Genomic DNA, 18,308 nt, shown 5'->3' with positions numbered 1-18,308 from the left:
CATTGTTATGGCAATAAATTAGCTAATATTGCGCTCTTTTAACTTACGGGTCAATGTATTGCGGCCCCAACCAATTTTCACCGCGGCGTCTTGCTTGTGCCCCGCACAATTGGCTAATGCTGTTTTAATCAAGCGAGTTTCTAGCTGTGCTTGTATAGCCGGCCAGATATTTTCTTTACCTTGTTTAAGCTCAAGGTTGAGCCACTGCTGAAATGCATCCAGCCAATCACCTTCCTGTTCCACTGGAGCTGCGGCAACTATTTCGGGCGGTAAATCTTGTTCGCTGATAAGCTCACCCGGAGCCATTACTGTTAACCAGCGACAGGTGTTTTCTAGTTGGCGCACGTTACCTGGCCAATTGAATAAGCGTAGTTGCTCTGTGGCTTTAGGGCTTAGTATTTTGCTTTCAACTTGAAGCTCTTTGGCACTTTTATGTAAAAAGTGCTGTGCTAATCGTTCAATGTCTTCGGTACGTTCGCGTAGCGCTGGTAAGCGTAAACGCACAACGTTAAGACGATGAAACAAGTCATCACGAAACTTGCCTTGTTTAACTAAATCTTCGAGATTTTGGTGTGTTGCAGCGATAATACGCACATCTACTTTAATGCTTTGATGGCCACCAACTCGGTAAAATTCACCATCGGCTAATACACGTAACAAACGCGTTTGTACATCAAGTGGCATGTCACCAATTTCATCTAAAAATAAGGTACCACCATTGGCTTGTTCAAAACGACCTTTACGAATACTGTCGGCCCCTGTAAACGCGCCTTTTTCATGGCCAAACAATTCTGATTCTACTAACTCTTTTGGAATGGCAGCCATATTTAAAGCGATAAATTGGTTTTCTTTACGCGGACTATGATTGTGTAGGGCACTGGCAACAAGCTCTTTACCTGTTCCTGATTCACCATTAATTAGCACGCTCATACTTGATGCTGATAATTTACCAATCGCGCGAAACACCTCTTGCATCGCAGGCGCTTCGCCTATGATATGGGCATTCGTTTGTGGTGCTTGCTTACGCTTGGTTTTTTTTGTTGAATTAGCACGACAGGCGCTCTCTACCAGCGCAACTGCTTCATCTAGATCAAATGGTTTTGCAAGGTATTCAAATGCGCCTTTTTGGAATGCATTTACCGCTGAGTCTAAGTCTGAGTGTGCAGTCATAATGATGACTGGCAACCCAGGGTTTTGTTCGGCAATTGTTTCAAGTAATGCCATACCATCCATACCAGGCATTCTTACATCTGAGACTAGAACGGTAGGCTGACTAAACTTGAGTGCGTTAAGCACATCTTGTGCATTTGCATAACTTTCTGTTTCAAATCCTGCTCGCGCCAGCGCTTTTTCTAATACAAAGCGTATTGAGGCATCATCATCAACTAACCAAACTGTTTTCATGACTACTCCAAAAAACCATTAATCCGTAAAAGGCAAATAGATATTAAATTCTGTATGGCCTGGCCAACTATCGCAGTCAATGTGTCCACCGTGTTGATCAACCAAAGTCTGTGCAATGGATAACCCAAGTCCTGAACCATTTTCTTTGTTAGTGATCATTGGATAAAACAAGGTTTCTCTTAAACTCTTATCTATCCCTGGACCATTATCTGAAATCTGGATCAGCAAGGTTTTCTTCGGTGCTTTACCAGGACGTCTATGTTGATGGTTAATACGGGTTTTTATTCTAATTTCGCCACCATCAACCAGAGCCTGCTGTGCATTGCGAATAATGTTAAGTACCACTTGTTGAATTTTACTTTGGTCAATGTACACACTCGGTATACTTGGATCATAGTCTTTCACTAAAGTGATATTAGCGCTGTTATCTAACATGCTAAGCTTAATCACTGACTCAAGAGCTTGGTGAATATTGCCATATGATTTATGTGGCAATTGGTTTGGACCAAGTAAACGGTCTACGAGCTCTCGTAATCGGTCAGCTTGCTCAATGATAAGCTCTGCACATTGATCACGCTCTTGCTGATCAACCTCGTACTGCAATAATTGCGCCGCTCCGCGTATTCCACCCAAAGGATTTTTAATTTCGTGTGCTAAACCACGAATTAAATTGCGTGCGGCTTGATATTGGTGCATTTGATTTGATGCTTGATCGTGGCGAATTTCATCATCCATTTGTCGGCACTCAAACAAAATATAATTTTCATTATTGCTGTTTATTCGGCGGGTGCTAATGGTTAGCTTAGCATGGCGAGAATCGACGAACACCACGTCAGCTCTATGCTGGTGGCAGTCAACGCCATCAAACAACGAGTACTGAGCAATACGTTTTAGGTCAATGGAGTGGTAGTTAAATAAGTTATCGAATGGCTGATTAATTATACGCTTTGGACCTAAGCCTAATAGCTCACTAGCACTATCATTTGCATAAACCAGTTTAAAATCATTATCGAGCAAAATAACGGCTGTACTTAAATTTTTCCAAATACTTTCGAGTAGTTCAGAATTAAAATGTGTATCACTGAGCATGTTTGCACCATTTTAGTGCGTTGCAATTAACAGCAGCTTAGCACAATCCATTTACTTTGCATGATACCGACTCGAAAAAATTAGTTTCAATTAAGTATCGATGCTCTGTGCATGTAGAAAGTGCTAACAGGGCTAACCGAAACGACTTTATTATTCGCATCTATAAGTTTTGCTTGTAATGTGTGTTCGCCTCGGTCGACATTTCGCAATGCAAAGGTCGTGCTATTACTCGATTTTCCGTGAGGTGTGCCATCAACTATCAGCTGTACTTTGAAGCCTGTTGCAAAACGCGGACTCACTCGTGCTGTGACGTATACTGAGCCTGTATTCTCTCGAACGGTTGCCTCATTTTCTGGTGAGGAAATCGTTATTTTAAAATTGACAGGTGTCGCACTAGCGGGGTTATCGAGTATGCTGGTGTCGGTTGTAGGCATGGTAAGGTTTTGAGTATTGAGCTTTACTTCTTTAGCCCCAGGGCGAGGTGAGTCTGAGAACACTAAAACACCATTCTCATCTTTCCACGAGTAAATTTTTTTTACTTCACTTTGTGCGTAATTGCATACTGTAAAAAGGAGTAATACTAATAAAATCGTGTTTTTCACTCTGTGACCCTAGGTTATCTAATCTAACTAAAACTTTAGAGTAGAATTGGCCAAATTACCATCAAAAAAGCCCGCAAAGCGGGCTTGAGAACACACATTTATTATCAATCTGATAATTCTGATACGGCGTTAAATTAAACGCTGTAGTACATTTCGAACTCAACTGGGTGAGTTGTCATGTTAAGCTTTTCAACTTCTTTGCCCTTAAGTGCAATGTAAGCATCGATAAGGTCATCAGTGAATACGCCGCCAGCTTTTAAGAACTCACGGTCAGCATCTAATGAATCTAATGCTTCTTGCAGTGAAGATGCAACTTGTGGGATCTCTGCAGCTTCTTCAGCTGGAAGATCGTATAAGTCTTTATCCATTGCATCACCAGGGTGGATCTTGTTTTTGATACCGTCAAGGCCAGCCATAAGCATTGCAGAGAACGCTAAGTATGGGTTAGCTGTTGGATCAGGGAAACGTACTTCGATACGACGTGCTTTAGCAGACGGTACCACTGGGATACGGATTGAAGCAGAACGGTTACGTGCAGAGTATGCAAGCATTACTGGTGCTTCGAAGCCCGGAACTAGACGCTTGTATGAGTTAGTTGACGCGTTAGCGAATGCGTTGATTGCTTTAGCGTGCTTGATGATACCACCGATGTAGTAAAGTGCTTCTTCAGATAGACCAGCGTATTTGTCACCAGCGAAGATGTTTACGCCATCTTTACCTAGAGATTGGTGACAGTGCATACCAGAACCGTTATCACCTACGATTGGCTTAGGCATGAATGTCGCTGTTTTTCCGTATAAGTGAGCCATGTTATGGATAACATATTTCATCTCTTGGATTTCGTCAGCTTTTAATACCATTGTATTGAAGCGAGTTGCGATCTCATTTTGACCTGCAGTTGCTACTTCGTGGTGGTGAGCTTCTACTACTTGACCTAGCTCTTCAAGAACTAAACAAGTTGCTGAACGCCAGTCATGTGATGAATCAACAGGTGAACACGGGAAGTAACCGCCTTTAACACCTGGACGGTGACCCATGTTGCCACCTTCGTAATCTTTATCTGAGTTCCAAGCAGCTTCTACAGAATCGATTTTGTACATAGAACCAGACATGTCTGATTTGTATTTAACGTCATCAAAAAGGAAGAATTCTGGCTCTGGACCAAATAATACAGTATCAGCGATACCTGTAGAACGCATGTACTCTTCAGCGCGTTTTGCAACTGAACGTGGGTCACGCTCGTAACCTTGAAGTGTTGAAGGCTCAACTACGTCACAACGGATGATTAGTGTAGCTTCTTCAGAAAACGGGTCCATTTTAGCAGACTCAGGAACAGGCATAAGCACCATATCTGATTCGTTGATGCCTTTCCAACCTGCAATTGAAGAACCGTCAAACATTTTGCCGTCTTCGAAGAAATCTTCATCAATTTGGTGATGAGGAATAGAAACATGCTGTTCTTTACCTTTGGTATCAGTAAAGCGTAAATCAATGAACTTAACGTCATTTTCTTTGATAAAATCTAAAACCGATTGTGACATGTGTCCTCCAATTGTTGGGTTTTATTTTTGCTGCATTATTGCTTTTGCTCTATGTAAGCTGGTTTCATGCCATTTTTTTAAGGTGTTGTTAAGGCTGACAAAAAAGAAACCGCTTGTTGTTATGTTAACTTTTTATGCACTGTTTTGGTGCGGAAAAAGATCATTTTGGTGCGTAAAAAGAATGACGACGATTTGCACAATTACTGAGCGTGCCAATTTATCGGTTCTAAATACGATTAAGTGCCAAAATATGGTTTAAAAAATGCAATTTTGCCAGTTTTATGCTTATAAAAATTATTATTTTCATAAATTTGTCATTTATAAAACAGATACTTATAAAATGCCTGAAGAAAGTTTTGAAAATTGTATTGGATAAACTTTCATCCATGCCATTATTAAGGGATAATATGCGCCCTTTTAAATCCTATGCTGGGACATCTGGTGAAAATGCCGGTGAGTGCGTAGATCTTGCAGGATCAATGAGATTCAATTTCTCTGAGAAAAAATATGAGCATCGAAAAGTTAAGAAATATAGCGATTATCGCCCACGTTGACCACGGTAAAACAACTTTGGTTGATAAACTGCTTGAGCAATCAGGCACATTAGAAACGCGCGGCGGTAATGAAGAGCGCGTAATGGACTCAAACGACATTGAGAAAGAGCGTGGTATTACCATTTTAGCTAAAAACACAGCTATCTCTTGGAATGACTACCATATCAATATCGTAGACACCCCAGGACACGCCGACTTCGGTGGTGAAGTAGAGCGCGTACTTTCGATGGCTGACTCAGTATTACTACTTGTTGATGCTCAAGAAGGTCCAATGCCACAAACGCGTTTCGTAACGCAAAAAGCATTCGCACAAGGTTTAACACCGATCGTTGTTATCAACAAAATCGACAAGCCAGGTGCACGTCCTGACTGGGTTATGGACCAAGTATTCGACTTATTCGATAACTTAGGTGCAACTGACGAACAGTTAGACTTTAAAGTAATCTATGCATCAGCTATCAATGGCTGGGCTACATTAGATTTAGACGAGCCATCAGATAACATGGAACCAATGTTCCAGATGATCGTTGATGAAGTATCTCCACCGGATGCAGATCCTGAAGGTGCTTTCCAAATGCAAATTTCTCAGCTTGACTACAACTCATACATCGGTGTTATCGGTGTTGGTCGTATCAAGCGTGGTACTGTTCGTCCTAACCAACAGGTTACTGTTGTAAGCGCAGACGGTACTAAGCGTAACGGTAAAGTTGGCCAAGTAATGAGCTACTTAGGTCTTGAGCGTCATGAAGCAGAATCTGCAGGCGCTGGTGACATCATTGCTATCACGGGTCTTGGTGAGCTGAAAATCTCAGACACTATCTGTGATGTAAATACCGTTGAAGCATTACCACCGCTTAGCGTTGATGAGCCTACAGTAACAATGACGTTCTCTGTAAACACTTCACCATTCGCTGGTAAAGAAGGTAAATTCGTAACGTCACGTAACATCCTAGAGCGTTTACAAGCAGAGCTTGTACATAACGTAGCACTACGTGTTGAAGAAACTGACAACCCAGATAGCTTCCGTGTTTCTGGTCGTGGTGAGTTACACTTAGGTATCTTAATCGAGAACATGCGTCGTGAAGGCTACGAGCTTGCGGTTTCTCGTCCACAAGTAATCCTTCGTGAAGTTGATGGTCAAAAAGAAGAGCCATACGAAACACTTACAATTGACTGTCAAGAAGAGCACCAAGGTTCTATCATGGAACAAATTGGTCTTCGTAAGGGTGAACTAACAGACATGTCTCCAGATGGTAAAGGCCGTGTACGTATGGACTTTATGATCCCAAGCCGTGGCTTAATTGGTTTCCAAACTGAATTCATGACATTAACGTCTGGTTCTGGTCTTCTTTACCACACATTCGATCACTACGGCCCACATAAAGGCGGTACTATCGGCGCGCGTAAGAATGGTGTAATGATTGCTAACGCAACAGGTAAAGCACTTACTAACGCATTATTCAACCTACAAGACCGTGGTAAGTTATTCATCGGTCACGGTGTTGAAGTTTACGAAGGTATGGTTATCGGTATCCACAGCCGCGATAACGACCTAACAGTAAACGCACTTAAAGGTAAGCAACTTACTAACGTTCGTGCATCTGGTACAGATGAAGCACAAACGTTAACACCACCACTTAACTATACGCTTGAACAAGCGATTGAATTCATCGATGATGATGAGTTAGTGGAAGTGACACCTCAGAGCATCCGTATTCGTAAACGTCACTTAACTGAAAGTGAGCGTAAACGTGCGAGCCGTCAAGCTAAAGACTAATAAGGTCTTTTAGTTTCACAAAATTAGAACCGCCGTATTGAAAGATACGGCGGTTTTTTTTAGTGGTTAGCCAAGTAGGTTGAGCGCAGCGATACCCAACTTTATTCATGTAAAATTTTAAACTTAACTGCACTTTTTTTGCTAAACCCCCCATCTGTACTATCTTTTCTAAATCGACCTTGCAGGAGAGTGAGATGTACTTAGTTAGACTTATTTATACAAGTGAAATTAGCGATGGGTTTGGGCCTGGGGATATTGAAAATATTCTTGAGAAAGCCAAACAAAACAATAGCAAAATGAATGTTACAGGTTTGCTTTGTTTTAATACTACTCACTTTTTACAGTGCTTGGAAGGCTCTAGAAGTGCGGTAAATGCAACTTATCACCGTATTTTGAATGATACGCGGCATAAAAATATTATTATGCTAAATTATTGTGAGATTTTTGAAAGAGAGTTTGAGAACTGGTCTATGGGCTACATTCCTTACTCTAGACTCGTTACTCCGATTACCCTCAAATATTCTGGTACGAGTGAGTTTAACCCGCTCGCTATGTCTGCAGGTAGTGCACACAAACTAATGTTGGCGCTCAGGGATTTACTGCTTAAAAGTTAGCTTAATACCAATTCGCTCAATTAAGCGAATTGGTATACTAGAACAAGCAGCATTATAGTGAAACTTGCTCACCTTCATTAAGAATGTACAAAGGGAGCTTGCTAGCCATTCTTGCTTTCATTGTTAGTAATCTTAGTAGTGCCGAATGGCTTGAATGGTCGCCCATTTGCCAGCTTGAGTTACCATAACCCCAAGGGATCATCACTTTACAGCCAAGCTCCTCAGCTGCGTTAATAGCATCTTCAGGTGTAGTATGAACATAGCGATACCACTTACCATCTTCTTCATGGTAATAAGAAGCTATCGGCATAAGACATACATCAATCTCGCCGTATTTCTGCTTAATATCCTGAAAATGTTGTGAGTAACCGGTATCGCCAGCAAAAAATAATGTTTTACCATTTTGTTCTAGTAACCAGCCATTCCAGAGATCTTTGTTGTGATCTTCATAAATGAATGGGACTAGAGTTCGGCTACTAAAATGGTGTGCTGGCACCGCATTAATAGTTAAGTCATTAATTTGTGTACTCGCGTACCACGCCATTTCTGAAATATTAAAGCCACCAGTCGGAAAGTTATCTGCAAATCCTAATGGCACTAAATAACGCGGCGAATTGCCAATTTCTTCTATATTGGCTTTGTTAAAATGATCATAGTGAATATGTGAATATATCACAGCATCTAAGCCATCAAGTTCTGCTTGTGTTGGCCAAAAACCTGGTTTGCGATAGATACCTCCAGCTAGCTTAAAGGCCAAGTCTACAGGCGAATCAAATTGCTCTTTGACTGGGTCAAATAATAGCTGCTCACCATTGGGTGATTGAATATAAAAGCCTGCATGACCTAACCAGCGAACTGTAAACCCTGAGTTTATTTCAGGTACGCTTTGTTCTGCTTGATATTGGCATTGTGAGTTGCTGTCGTCACATATAAGTAGCTCTGATGGTTCATAGCAATTGTCAGTGCAGGTTGTTGGGTATTCTTTATCACCAGGATATAGGTTATGAAAGCGACCTTCGTAGTCACCTTCAGTTTTTAACGGAGTAATAGTGCCTTCACCGGCAATAACATTGACAGTATTAGGGCTGCTACAAGCAGTTAAGAGTGCAGCTGCAATGAGTGCTGAGAGTGTTTTTAAGTGCATACTATGTTTACTTTTTATTCTTTGCCGTGAGTTTAGCAAAATAAAATTTAAGATAAATCATTAAAAAGTAACAAGAGATTACACAAAAAAGCCTACGTTTAAGTAGGCTTTGTAAAAACTCGTTTGCGCTAATTAACCAGCTTTATTCATTTGCTCAATGAACTTATTAGAGTCTTCAATTGATTTGTTCATGTCGTCCATTAACACTTTTATATCGCGTTTAAGATTCGTAAATTCACCCTTGATAGCTGTAACAGCCTGCGCGTTGAGGTTGTGCTTTAAATACAGGACGTTGTCATGCAGTGATGATAATACCGGCTCCATTTTGCTTTCTGCGCTGCGCATTGAGCGAAGTAGTTGATCAAATTGGCGCTTAGTTGCATTGAGCTTTTTGCTGCTTTCACGTTTTAGTGAGGCGCTTTTGTATTGCTCTAGCTCATCAGCCCATTCTTCAAATAGTGCCTCAGCGACATCTTCAACTTTATTGATATTATTTGTTACGTCATTTGCAGCCGCTAGGCTTGATTCATAATCATCATTTAGTTGCTTATATGCATCCTCAAGTTCACCGCCATTGAAATTGATTAATGTGGTTAATCTATCTAGGGCTGATTGAAATTCTTCTTGGGATTCTTGTTGTGATTCTTTTGTTTCTTCTACGCGGTCGACTAAAATGTCGCGTTTGTGCACTCCTACAGATTCCATAGCAGAGTAATAAGCTGACTGACAGCCTGATAATGCCATGGTTACTGCAAATAGTGGTGCACTTAAAAGTATCAGTTTTTTCATTGAGAATCCTTTTTAGGTACCTGTCATTTCAAATTATGTGGTGGATTGCTATGATTATCAAAACATTTTAGCAGAAATTAGATTCTATGGATGAGAAGCTCACTCGTTATAAGCTGCAAATAAGCATTTTCTTAAAGCAACAACCTACTTGGTGGATGCAGTATCTCAATCGTTGTATTGACGATCAAATTACTGTTAATGCAGGTTATTTGGCTTATGTAACCTTGTTATCAATCGTGCCATTAGTGGCGGTTGGTGTCGCTATTTTTTCTGCTTTTCCTGGATTTGAAAGCACCTTGGTAACCATAGAAAATTTCTTATTTACTAATCTTGTGCCGACTTCTTCTGATGTTATTAAAGAGCATATCAGCGCCTTTGCCGGTAATGCTAATAAAATGACTGCGGTCGGTGTGGGATTTTTAGCATCAGTGTCCTTGTTACTCATTCGCAATGTCGATGCCACATTGAACCGAATTTGGCGTATTAAGAAAAAACGCCCCATGATGATTTCGTTTGCCGTTTATTGGATGGTGCTTAGCTTAGGTCCAGTATTACTCGGCGCGAGTATTGGTGTTACCTCATACATTGTGTCTTTAGTATCATTCGCTGATCAAGGTATTCCTGGATTCAGCGGCTTTTTATTGAAACTATTACCTTACATAATTTCCATGATTGGCTTCATTATGCTCTATACTTTAGTGCCTAACACACGAGTTCCATTTAGAGCGGCAATTCCAGGAGCATTGTTTGCAGCTATGTTGTTTGAGCTGACAAAAAAAGGCTTTGCTCTGTATATCAGTCACTTCCCATCTTATGAAGTTATTTATGGGGCGTTGGCGACGATACCTATACTATTTGTTTGGGTCTATCTGTCTTGGATTGTCGTATTACTCGGTGCAGAGTTTACGGTATGTATCAGTCCTGAAGATATTGAGGATACACCTGATATAGACGTTTAATAGCGACTGCACCTAAGGAGAGCGAGGTGCAGTTACATCCACATTATGTTGCCAACCGTGATTACCATTTGAGTGTTGGCGATGGCCATCAAATCCATGTGCAAGAATATGGTGCGTCTACAGGGATTGCTGTGGTGTTATGTCATGGCGGGCCCGGAGCGGGGCTGTGCCCTGAAAATTGCCGCTTTTTTGATTTAGAACGTTATCGAGTGATCATGTTCAGCCAGCGCGGTTGTGGTCATTCAACCCCCCATGATATCAACACAAACACCACATTAGATTTAGTCGCTGATCTCGAGTTTTTACGCCAGCAACTCGGCATTGAAAAATGGCTGGTGTGCGGCGAATCGTGGGGAGCAACTCTTGCACTTGTGTATGCAATAAAACATCGGGAGCACATCGCAGGACTTATTTTACGGGCTAGTTTTTTAGCCTGTAACAGTGACTTTGAATGGCTTTACACAACTAAAGGCGCGGGCGCGCATTTTTACCCAGAATGCTTTAAAGAGTTTGCTCATGATTTTACCGATTGGCATGCCTTACTCGACTTTTATCAGCAACAACTAAATAGTAGCGATCAAATTAAAGCCAGCAAATTCGCCAAACTATGGTGCCATTGGGAGCAGGTGTTATGTCATGGTGAGCCATTAAATAATTGGAGTTTGCAAGAGCCCCATGTAGGCTTAAATCAAGCAAGATTAATGGTGCATTATTTTCGTAATCTTTGTTTTATTGAAGAGGGTTACATCGCAGAAAATGCGCATGTATTGACTCATTTACCCATTTGGTTTATTCATGGCCGGGCCGATTTGATCTGTCGATATAGTGCCGTACAGCAGCTTGCTGAACAGTTAAATGCACAATTATTGATATTAGATGGTATTGGGCACAGTAGCGATAATCAGGTATATTTGGCAGCAATGCGACGTGCTGCAGATTTAATGTATATCAAGTTATCGAGGGATCAATGCAAGGTTTAATTCAAAGAGTAAAACAGGCAAAAGTAGAAGTGGCGGGCGAAGTCGTCGGTGAAATTTCACAAGGTATTTTGCTGCTATTAGGCGTTGAAAAACAGGATACCGAACAAAGCGCTCAGAAGCTTTTACATAAAGTAAGTAATTACCGAATTTTTACCGATGAACAAGGAAAGATGAATTTAAGTTTGAATGATATCAAGGGTGAACTGTTGGTGGTTTCGCAGTTTACACTAGCCGCAGACACTAAAAAGGGCATGCGTCCGAGCTTTTCAAGTGCTGGTACGCCTGATCAAGCTAATACGCTCTATGAGTATTTTATCGCTGAAGCTAAAAAAGCCGGGTTAACAGTAGCCACAGGGCAATTTGGTGCTGATATGCAAGTAAGCCTATGTAACGATGGTCCCGTTACTTTTAATTTATCTGTGTAACAGACAACTACTTTTTGATCATCACGATATGATTCACATAATTAGGGATCTTTTCGATACTTGGTCGCTTGCCGAATTCGGTGATAAGTAAATGCTCAAGTTGCTTTAACTGCGATGGGTGACTGGATAAAAAGTTAATAAATAATACACCACCTTTAGCCATCGCTGTACGAAGCTTGGCATAAAAAGTATGTTTGTATAAAAACAGTGGGCCATCTACTTCACTGAATAAATCCAATATAATCCAATTGTATTCGTGTCCTTGCTCAAGTATTTGTTGAGCATCGAAACAGCGTAAATTACTTGTGTGATCTCCACCAAAGTAGCGTTTGTAACAATGAATAATATCGGGGTTTTTTTCCACTGAAATAAGCTGGCTATCAGGGTAGGTATGCTGAAGATAGTTACGAATTGCCCCGCCACCTAAGCCTAACTCTAAAATTTTTTTAGGTTCATCAAGTTTCTGCCAGAGCTTCGCAAGATATTGTAAATGAGGGAAAAGAAGCCTGTTAGGCTGACGTTTTTCGATAACAGATTGAAGAGTTTCGTTAATCAATAACCAACGTAGTTGATTGAGTTGCCTAACTTGAATGCTGTAATTGCCTTGCTTGTGCCAGTAAATCAGCTGCCCTAACTGGTGACATTCTTCAATAAAACTATGCTTTATTGCGCCACTGGGTTCAAAAAAATGTTCCATATCTCGGGCCTTTAGCTTTTATGTTTAAAAAGTATGACAATTGTTTCAGCATAGACTAGTCACCATAAAGTGCAATTGTGCATTAGTTTTTACAGCTCTGAATAATAATTTAAGCTGGGTCACCAAAGTATTATTCCAACTTGCAAGAAGATCGCGTATCGTAATTTGCATTCGTCGAGCCACGTTAGAAAAATAACAGACAGTGGCTGTATTTTCACAGGAGTATTTATGTTTAAAGTGACCACACCGCAAAGTAGCGAAGATTGGCAAGCGTATTATTCATTACGTTGGCAGGTTTTAAGAGCACCTTGGGGTGAGCCGCGCGGTTCTGAGCAAGATGACTTAGAGCAAGATGCCGAGCATCGCTTTATTAAAAACAATGATGGCGAAGTATTAGGTGTAGCACGTTTGCATTTTAATAATCATCAACAAGCACAAGTACGCTATATGGCGGTTGCTGAAGGGAATCGTAATCAGCACATTGGTAGTCGTTTACTGCATGAGCTAGAAAAAATAGCGTGGACTCAAGATGCCGATGAGCTCGTGCTTTTTGCCCGTGAACGTGCCTTAGAGTTTTATAAACGTCACGGCTACGAGCTAAAAGAAAAAGCGCACCTTGCCTATGACGATGTACAACACTGGAAAATGGTAAAACAAAAACCGTCTGAGCCGGGCTGGTTCCGTCATCCAAACTGGACACAAGTACTGCAAAATACGTGGCGTGAGTCGATTCCAATCAGTGATGCGATGGGAATTAAAGTTGAAAGCTATACCGATTGGCAATTTACTACTCGTGCTGATTTAGATGCGAACCTAAACCTTCATAACACTATGTTTGCAGGTTCAATTTACAGTCTAGCGACTTTAACTGGCTGGGGTGCTACTTACCTTGCACTGAAAGAAGCAGGACTTGAAGGGAATATCGTATTAGCTGATGCTAACATTAAATACCTTAAACCACTGAATAACGACCCTCGTGGTAGTGTTGAGCTGGCTGGCTGCAAAGGCAAGTTAGCGGATTTAGAAGACAGTGGCAAAGCAAGCTACCATGTACCAGTGAATGTATACGATGGTGATGTGTTAGTTGCTGAATTTGAAGGTCACTTCATCGTTAAAAAATAACGCATATTCAGAGCGAGCTAACTAAAGCTCGCTCTTTATTGCAGTTAAAGTAAGTCAGTTAATACTGCAGTTAAAGCAAGTCAGTTAACAGAATACCCACACCAAAACGTTCAATATCGGCGTTGTAATCAATTAAGCTCTCGCCATAACCATTAAAGTATTGTGCGTAACCACGTAATCGGCCCCATAGAGGGAAAGACCAATCTAATTGGATTGCACCACGGTTATCTGAATTTAAGTTATTACGGGTCATAAAGCTAAATTCATGCTCGTTATAACGGTATGCACCTGAGAATTCAAAGTAACCCATGTATTTGTAAATATCAGGGTTATCATCGCCACGCGCTTCTAATTCATCGTCTTTTTTATCTTCCGGAATTCGGTACCAAGGCTTAAAGCTAAATACAAAGCCGTCTTTTTCCCACAAGAAATCGGCATAGATACGGTTCCATGAACGTGAATTTGGTTGGCTGCGACCATTAGATTGATGTGATGCACCAATTGCAATTGCCATTTCATCGCCCCAAAGCACATGCTCAGGATCAAGGTAGTTCACCCAGAAGATCTCTGGTTCGTAGTTTGTTTCACGAAACGGTGATGAAATATCTTTGTTATAAAACTGCCAAAACGATTGCATGGTAAACGCAAAGAATACGCCCTGATCTTTATCTGAGAAGCCTTCGAAAATAGGTACTTTAATTGATAGTTGATATTTCACTTCAAGGTTATCAAGTGGTTCACCATCAGTTTGCTCAGCAAGATCTTTTAAACCATCAAATGGACGCTCATTCGGATTAGATACATATGAAAGTGGTAAAATGTAGTTACGCTTATGAGGAGTGATCACATTACGGTTTTTCTTGCTCACTTCTTCACGGGCTTTACGTTTGTCTAAAGCGGTAAGCTTTTTACTCTCGTCTAAGTCAGAGCATTTTTTACGAAGTTCTTCGAGTGTTTGTTTGCCGTCACCGCCAATGGCTTCGTTCAAAATACACTGCTTTACGAGTTCTAGCGCGTCATCTTGTTCATTGGTTTGTGGTTGTTCAGTTTGAGCAAATACAGGTACAGAAAATAAGCCAGCAGCTGCCAGCCAAATGCGCCATCCCATTGCAGTTCCCTTTTGAATAGACTTATAAGTAAGAATAATTATAACGATTTTTACATAAGTAACCGTGAACTTATACTGAATTGTTGATATTTTAGGTAAATAGAGAGCCCCAAGCTAAGCTTGGAGCCCTGCTGTGACGGCCTAAGGGCATAAGCCGTCGACTCTCACGCAATGAGAAGGGGTGAGCTTATAGCTCAAATACGTTGGTAAAAAACTTATAAAGTTCGGTGCCTTGATTCACGCTTGCTGAGGCAAAATGCAAAATAGCGATGGCGTCTTTATCAAAACTCAATGTTTGTAGTGGCTGCTCAGAAAGGTAGCGCTCCATTCGTAAAATATGAGCAATTGGTTCGCCTGCTTTAATATGGCCACCGAGTGGTGCAAGGTATTCTACCATGCCACCCATAGGTGCGTAGTAAGCTACATAATCTTCAAGCATACATGCATAGCGTGTCATCGCTTTTGGTTGATATGCGGCATCAACCAATACCTCTTTATAATTTAGGTAACTTAAAATGCTATTGGCGTCTTCAAGGGCTGCACTTAAATCGATTTTTTCTTGGCTACCAAGTTCAACGGTAAATGCTTCGACTTGAACTGCAAATTCACGGCCTTGTTTGGCAAGCTCTTCAGATAACGACCACCACGGGCAGAAACTCGCTTCATCCATTGCGCCATCAAAATCACTTGGGATCAATAACACATGCTCAATATTAAAATAGCTCGCGCTGGCTTTGGCGTATTGGGGGCAGTATAAGTGCTTACTTGAGATAGGCCCGGTGTGAAGATCTAAAACAATATCAGCCTGATGGGCAAGCTTTTGCAAGTTAAGTGCAATGCGCTTACCCGTTGTTAAGCTGTAATCAGGGCCCGTTAATTGGCTGTCGATGTCAGCAACGAGTGCCTGTTTAAACGCAGCTTTAAGGGTCGCATCATCACTGTCTTTGTGCAGTTCAGCAATTTGTGATGGTAATGCTTTATTAAAGCGGTACATGCGGTTCCAGTTGGTGCCAGTAATTGGATCGAAGCGACCTAGAGTAAACTCACCTGACTTTTGATTACAACCAATTGGGTTGGCATAAGGCACTAGGGTAATATCGCCACGCAGCTTGAGTGATTTTAGCTGCTCAAGCAATTGATAAATTACAGCGTTACCTTGTACTTCAGCACCGTGCATATTAGCTTGTATATACACGTTTGGCCCTGTGCCATCGCCTTTTAAACGATACACAGGAATTGTCAGTGGTAGGCCGTTGGCAATTTCGCCAACCACAATATTCTCTTGGCTGATTAATTCTTTACTCATGGTGATTACCTTAAATAATAGCTGGCATCTTCAGCGCTACGAATGCACTCAATATTGCCTTGTTCAAGGATGTATTCAGCCGCTAATTCGTGGCATAAAAAGTACGGCATGCTTTCGGTAAAGCCGTATGCACCACATTGGCTGAATACCAACCAGTCTTGCTCATTTAAATCGCTCGCTAATTGGTGCTCACCTAAGCAATCAAGGGCGGTGCAAAGAGGGCCGTATAAAGTCATTGCCGCAGGCTCAGCCGTTGACTCGCGTAGTAATGCCGCAGGAAAATCTTGGCTTGTCACAGCAGGGCGAAGTAAATGGTTAATACCGCCTGATAAAATCACCTGCTGTTGATTGTAATTTTCTTTGCGTTCAACAACCGGTGTGGCGTAATGGCCGCATTCGCCCACCGCATAGCGGCCAAGTTCCATCCAAAGCTCTTTGACACCGGCATCTGCTTTAATACCCGCCAGAGTCTCGATAAGTGCAGACCAATCGAGTCGGTTAGCATCTTGAGTATAAGGAATGCCTAAGCCACCCCCTAAATCGAGAATATTAAGGTTAATATTTAATGCACTTGCTAGTTGTTGTAATGGCGCAATCATCGCACGCCATAGCTCGGCGAGTTTGTCAGTGCTCAGCATATTGCCCCATTGGAAAATATGCAGGCCATCAAAGTTAAGAGCAGGGTAATCACTTACTGTGAGCGCTTGCCACTCATCACAGCCCAAACCAAAAGGAGTAAGGCTATCGCCGCCAAGTGGGTTCTTTTCGCTGTCTGGCCAACGAAGTTGTACACGCAACAGAACTTGCAGCTGACAATTTGCTTTTGTTGCTTGCTCATTTAACCAGCGAACTTGGTTTATGCTCTCGGCCACGAAGGTACGTACGCCGCGAGCAATAAAATGTGAAATTTGTGCAGGGCTCTTTGCAGGCCCTGTGTTGAGCACGCGCTCGCTATCGATGCCTTGGGCAAGTACTTGCTCAAGTTCACCTTTACTCGCAACATCAAAATTAAACCCTGCGCTGTCTAAACATTGAATAATGCGAGACAGCGGGTTGGCCTTAACGGCATACCAAAGTTTCACATCGGTTTGCGCAGTTAATTGATTTAAATGTGCAGTTAATTTATCTAAATCATAGATAAAAAATGGCGTATCAAGATGTGTTGAAACTTGTTCAACCGCTTGCTTGATGGGCGTGCTCAAAAAGCTCATTAACGTAAAACCTCTTCTAACAATAATGATGCATCGCTTTGTTCGTCACGGTATTTCACGATCAATGCACAAGACATGCTTAAACCTTGCTCGCGAGCCCATGCATTTGAAGCAGGGCGAGAACCTGGGATTACAATCGCGTTTTCTGGAATTGCTTCACCTTTGTTTAGCTGGCGCTCATTAACACAATCGTAGACAGGGATGGTTGCAGATAAGCGCACACCCGGCGCAAGTACAGCACCTTTTTTCACAACCACACCTTCAACAATAACGCAGCCTGCACCGATGAAAGCGTCATCTTCAATAACCACAGGGCTGGCACCAATTGGCTCAAGCACGCCACCTAACTGTACTGCTGCACTTAAGTGAACATTTTTACCTACTTGTGCGCATGAACCCACTAATGCGTGACTGTCGACCATCGTGCCTTCGTCGATGAATGCGCCAATATTTACATACGCTGGTGGCATGATAATCGTGCCTTTAGCAACGTGTGCGCCACGACGAACACTGCTACCACCTGGTACCATACGCACGCCGGCATTTGCAGCAAAGCCCTGTGGTGCTAGGTTGTGCTTATCTACAAAACCACCTGGGAACTCGGTGTTAGTACCATTTTTGAAGGCTTCTAAAATGCCTTGTTTAACTTCAACATTGGCATGCCAGTTGCCGTTTTCGTCTTGTGTAGCTGCGCGCACTGCGCCCGATTCTAAGTTGTTTAATAATTCTAACCAGCTCATGATAAAACCTGTTTTTAGTTCCAAGATAAAATTGTGTTGTTTGCGTGGGTGATGCTGTCTGTTTGCTCTAGCTCTAAATGCGTAAGCGGCGGACGTAAATGCGGGGTATTTATTTTACCTTGCAGGTGCATCAGTACTTTTACGGGGATTGGATTTGCGACAGCAAATAAGCTTTGAATCGCTTGCGACCAATCGGTGAATAGATTTGGATATTGACCACTTAAACTGCGTTTAACAAACTCATGG

The 18,308-nt window shown here is 41.8% G+C and carries 17 protein-coding genes and 1 pseudogene; 6 read left to right on the top strand and 12 right to left on the bottom strand.

What is annotated here, in order from left to right; translation table 11 throughout:
* Positions 1–18 precede the first annotated feature (18 nt).
* The 4 genes from ntrC to glnA form a co-directional block, all read right to left on the bottom strand.
* Positions 19–1,404, bottom strand: a complete 1,386-nt coding sequence (gene ntrC, locus L1267_RS18305) for a nitrogen regulation protein NR(I) (protein WP_135923227.1) — start codon at positions 1,402–1,404, stop codon at positions 19–21.
* An 18-nt stretch (positions 1,405–1,422) separates the two neighbouring features.
* Positions 1,423–2,493 (bottom strand): nitrogen regulation protein NR(II), encoded by a 1,071-nt coding sequence (gene glnL / locus L1267_RS18300; RefSeq protein ID WP_135923228.1) that lies wholly within the window; start codon positions 2,491–2,493, stop codon positions 1,423–1,425.
* An 86-nt stretch (positions 2,494–2,579) separates the two neighbouring features.
* Entirely contained in the window at positions 2,580–3,095 is a 516-nt protein-coding gene (locus L1267_RS18295) for a DUF4124 domain-containing protein (protein ID WP_235383716.1), read from the bottom strand.
* A 134-nt stretch (positions 3,096–3,229) separates the two neighbouring features.
* Positions 3,230–4,636, bottom strand: coding sequence for a glutamate--ammonia ligase (gene glnA / locus L1267_RS18290; protein WP_135923230.1), 1,407 nt, complete (start codon positions 4,634–4,636; stop codon positions 3,230–3,232).
* 507 nt (positions 4,637–5,143) lie between these two features.
* Between glnA and typA the strand changes: the two genes are divergently transcribed.
* Both typA and L1267_RS18280 read left to right on the top strand, forming a co-directional pair.
* Complete coding sequence (gene typA, locus L1267_RS18285) at positions 5,144–6,967, top strand: translational GTPase TypA (RefSeq protein ID WP_135923231.1); 1,824 nt, start codon at positions 5,144–5,146, stop codon at positions 6,965–6,967.
* A gap of 194 nt (positions 6,968–7,161) precedes the next feature.
* The gene (locus L1267_RS18280; RefSeq protein ID WP_199527628.1) at positions 7,162–7,581 is read left to right on the top strand and encodes a BLUF domain-containing protein; all 420 of its coding nucleotides are present in this window, start codon (positions 7,162–7,164) and stop codon (positions 7,579–7,581) included.
* A gap of 52 nt (positions 7,582–7,633) precedes the next feature.
* Here L1267_RS18280 and L1267_RS18275 read toward each other — a convergent pair whose 3' ends face one another.
* Both L1267_RS18275 and L1267_RS18270 read right to left on the bottom strand, forming a co-directional pair.
* Entirely contained in the window at positions 7,634–8,725 is a 1,092-nt protein-coding gene (locus tag L1267_RS18275) for an MBL fold metallo-hydrolase (RefSeq protein ID WP_235383715.1), read from the bottom strand.
* A 132-nt stretch (positions 8,726–8,857) separates the two neighbouring features.
* The gene (locus L1267_RS18270) at positions 8,858–9,514 is read right to left on the bottom strand and encodes a DUF2959 domain-containing protein (RefSeq protein ID WP_235383714.1); all 657 of its coding nucleotides are present in this window, start codon (positions 9,512–9,514) and stop codon (positions 8,858–8,860) included.
* Between the two features lie 86 nt (positions 9,515–9,600).
* Between L1267_RS18270 and L1267_RS18265 the strand changes: the two genes are divergently transcribed.
* The 3 genes from L1267_RS18265 to dtd are packed head-to-tail and all read left to right on the top strand — an operon-like array spanning position 9,601 to position 11,878.
* The gene (locus L1267_RS18265) at positions 9,601–10,473 is read left to right on the top strand and encodes a virulence factor BrkB family protein (protein WP_235383713.1); all 873 of its coding nucleotides are present in this window, start codon (positions 9,601–9,603) and stop codon (positions 10,471–10,473) included.
* A gap of 26 nt (positions 10,474–10,499) precedes the next feature.
* A complete protein-coding gene (locus tag L1267_RS18260) occupies positions 10,500–11,453 on the top strand; it encodes an alpha/beta fold hydrolase (protein WP_171040378.1) in 954 nt (317 codons plus the stop codon).
* On the top strand, positions 11,441–11,878 hold the full coding sequence (gene dtd, locus L1267_RS18255) for a D-aminoacyl-tRNA deacylase (protein WP_135923237.1): 438 nt from the start codon (positions 11,441–11,443) through the stop codon (positions 11,876–11,878). Before L1267_RS18260 ends, dtd begins: the two co-directional genes overlap by 13 nt.
* A gap of 7 nt (positions 11,879–11,885) precedes the next feature.
* Here the strand turns inward: dtd and L1267_RS18250 are convergent, their stop codons facing one another.
* Positions 11,886–12,575 (bottom strand): spermidine synthase, encoded by a 690-nt coding sequence (locus L1267_RS18250; protein ID WP_138556667.1) that lies wholly within the window; start codon positions 12,573–12,575, stop codon positions 11,886–11,888.
* Positions 12,576–12,803: 228 nt separating this feature from the next.
* Between L1267_RS18250 and L1267_RS18245 the strand changes: the two genes are divergently transcribed.
* Complete coding sequence (locus L1267_RS18245; protein ID WP_135923239.1) at positions 12,804–13,697, top strand: bifunctional GNAT family N-acetyltransferase/hotdog fold thioesterase; 894 nt, start codon at positions 12,804–12,806, stop codon at positions 13,695–13,697.
* 70 nt (positions 13,698–13,767) lie between these two features.
* Here the strand turns inward: L1267_RS18245 and L1267_RS18240 are convergent, their stop codons facing one another.
* The 5 genes and pseudogenes from L1267_RS18240 to L1267_RS18220 all read right to left on the bottom strand — a co-directional run.
* On the bottom strand, positions 13,768–14,805 hold the full coding sequence (locus L1267_RS18240; protein ID WP_054563462.1) for a phospholipase A: 1,038 nt from the start codon (positions 14,803–14,805) through the stop codon (positions 13,768–13,770).
* A 187-nt stretch (positions 14,806–14,992) separates the two neighbouring features.
* The gene (locus L1267_RS18235) at positions 14,993–16,111 is read right to left on the bottom strand and encodes a succinylglutamate desuccinylase/aspartoacylase family protein (protein ID WP_235383712.1); all 1,119 of its coding nucleotides are present in this window, start codon (positions 16,109–16,111) and stop codon (positions 14,993–14,995) included.
* Between the two features lie 5 nt (positions 16,112–16,116).
* Positions 16,117–17,322 (bottom strand): PLP-dependent decarboxylase, encoded by a 1,206-nt coding sequence (locus L1267_RS18230; protein WP_235383711.1) that lies wholly within the window; start codon positions 17,320–17,322, stop codon positions 16,117–16,119.
* Positions 17,322–18,062: a 2,3,4,5-tetrahydropyridine-2,6-dicarboxylate N-succinyltransferase gene (locus tag L1267_RS18225; RefSeq protein ID WP_135923242.1), complete on the bottom strand. Its 741-nt coding sequence runs from the start codon at positions 18,060–18,062 to the stop codon at positions 17,322–17,324. The genes L1267_RS18230 and L1267_RS18225 overlap by 1 nt, the downstream gene beginning before the upstream one ends.
* Positions 18,063–18,076: 14 nt before the next feature.
* Positions 18,077–18,308: pseudogene (locus L1267_RS18220) on the bottom strand (4-hydroxy-tetrahydrodipicolinate synthase); the annotation flags it as partial.

Source organism: Pseudoalteromonas sp. OFAV1, assembly GCF_021532595.1.
GTDB lineage: Bacteria > Pseudomonadota > Gammaproteobacteria > Enterobacterales > Alteromonadaceae > Pseudoalteromonas > Pseudoalteromonas lipolytica_C.
Note: the sequence above shows the minus strand (reverse complement) of the source record. Positions and strands in the feature narration are given on the sequence as shown.

What these genes read in the sequence shown, in the direction of transcription:
- ntrC (WP_135923227.1), bottom strand. Translation starts at nt 1,404, where the DNA reads ATGAAAACAGTTTGGTTAGTTGATGATGATGCCTCAATACGCTTTGTA.
- glnL (WP_135923228.1), bottom strand. Translation starts at nt 2,493, where the DNA reads ATGCTCAGTGATACACATTTTAATTCTGAACTACTCGAAAGTATTTGG.
- glnA (WP_135923230.1), bottom strand. Translation starts at nt 4,636, where the DNA reads ATGTCACAATCGGTTTTAGATTTTATCAAAGAAAATGACGTTAAGTTC.
- typA (WP_135923231.1), top strand. Translation starts at nt 5,144, where the DNA reads ATGAGCATCGAAAAGTTAAGAAATATAGCGATTATCGCCCACGTTGAC.
- L1267_RS18280 (WP_199527628.1), top strand. Translation starts at nt 7,162, where the DNA reads ATGTACTTAGTTAGACTTATTTATACAAGTGAAATTAGCGATGGGTTT.
- L1267_RS18275 (WP_235383715.1), bottom strand. Translation starts at nt 8,725, where the DNA reads ATGCACTTAAAAACACTCTCAGCACTCATTGCAGCTGCACTCTTAACT.
- L1267_RS18270 (WP_235383714.1), bottom strand. Translation starts at nt 9,514, where the DNA reads ATGAAAAAACTGATACTTTTAAGTGCACCACTATTTGCAGTAACCATG.
- L1267_RS18265 (WP_235383713.1), top strand. Translation starts at nt 9,601, where the DNA reads ATGGATGAGAAGCTCACTCGTTATAAGCTGCAAATAAGCATTTTCTTA.
- dtd (WP_135923237.1), top strand. Translation starts at nt 11,441, where the DNA reads ATGCAAGGTTTAATTCAAAGAGTAAAACAGGCAAAAGTAGAAGTGGCG.
- L1267_RS18250 (WP_138556667.1), bottom strand. Translation starts at nt 12,575, where the DNA reads ATGGAACATTTTTTTGAACCCAGTGGCGCAATAAAGCATAGTTTTATT.
- L1267_RS18245 (WP_135923239.1), top strand. Translation starts at nt 12,804, where the DNA reads ATGTTTAAAGTGACCACACCGCAAAGTAGCGAAGATTGGCAAGCGTAT.
- L1267_RS18240 (WP_054563462.1), bottom strand. Translation starts at nt 14,805, where the DNA reads ATGGGATGGCGCATTTGGCTGGCAGCTGCTGGCTTATTTTCTGTACCT.
- L1267_RS18235 (WP_235383712.1), bottom strand. Translation starts at nt 16,111, where the DNA reads ATGAGTAAAGAATTAATCAGCCAAGAGAATATTGTGGTTGGCGAAATT.
- L1267_RS18230 (WP_235383711.1), bottom strand. Translation starts at nt 17,322, where the DNA reads ATGAGCTTTTTGAGCACGCCCATCAAGCAAGCGGTTGAACAAGTTTCA.
- L1267_RS18225 (WP_135923242.1), bottom strand. Translation starts at nt 18,062, where the DNA reads ATGAGCTGGTTAGAATTATTAAACAACTTAGAATCGGGCGCAGTGCGC.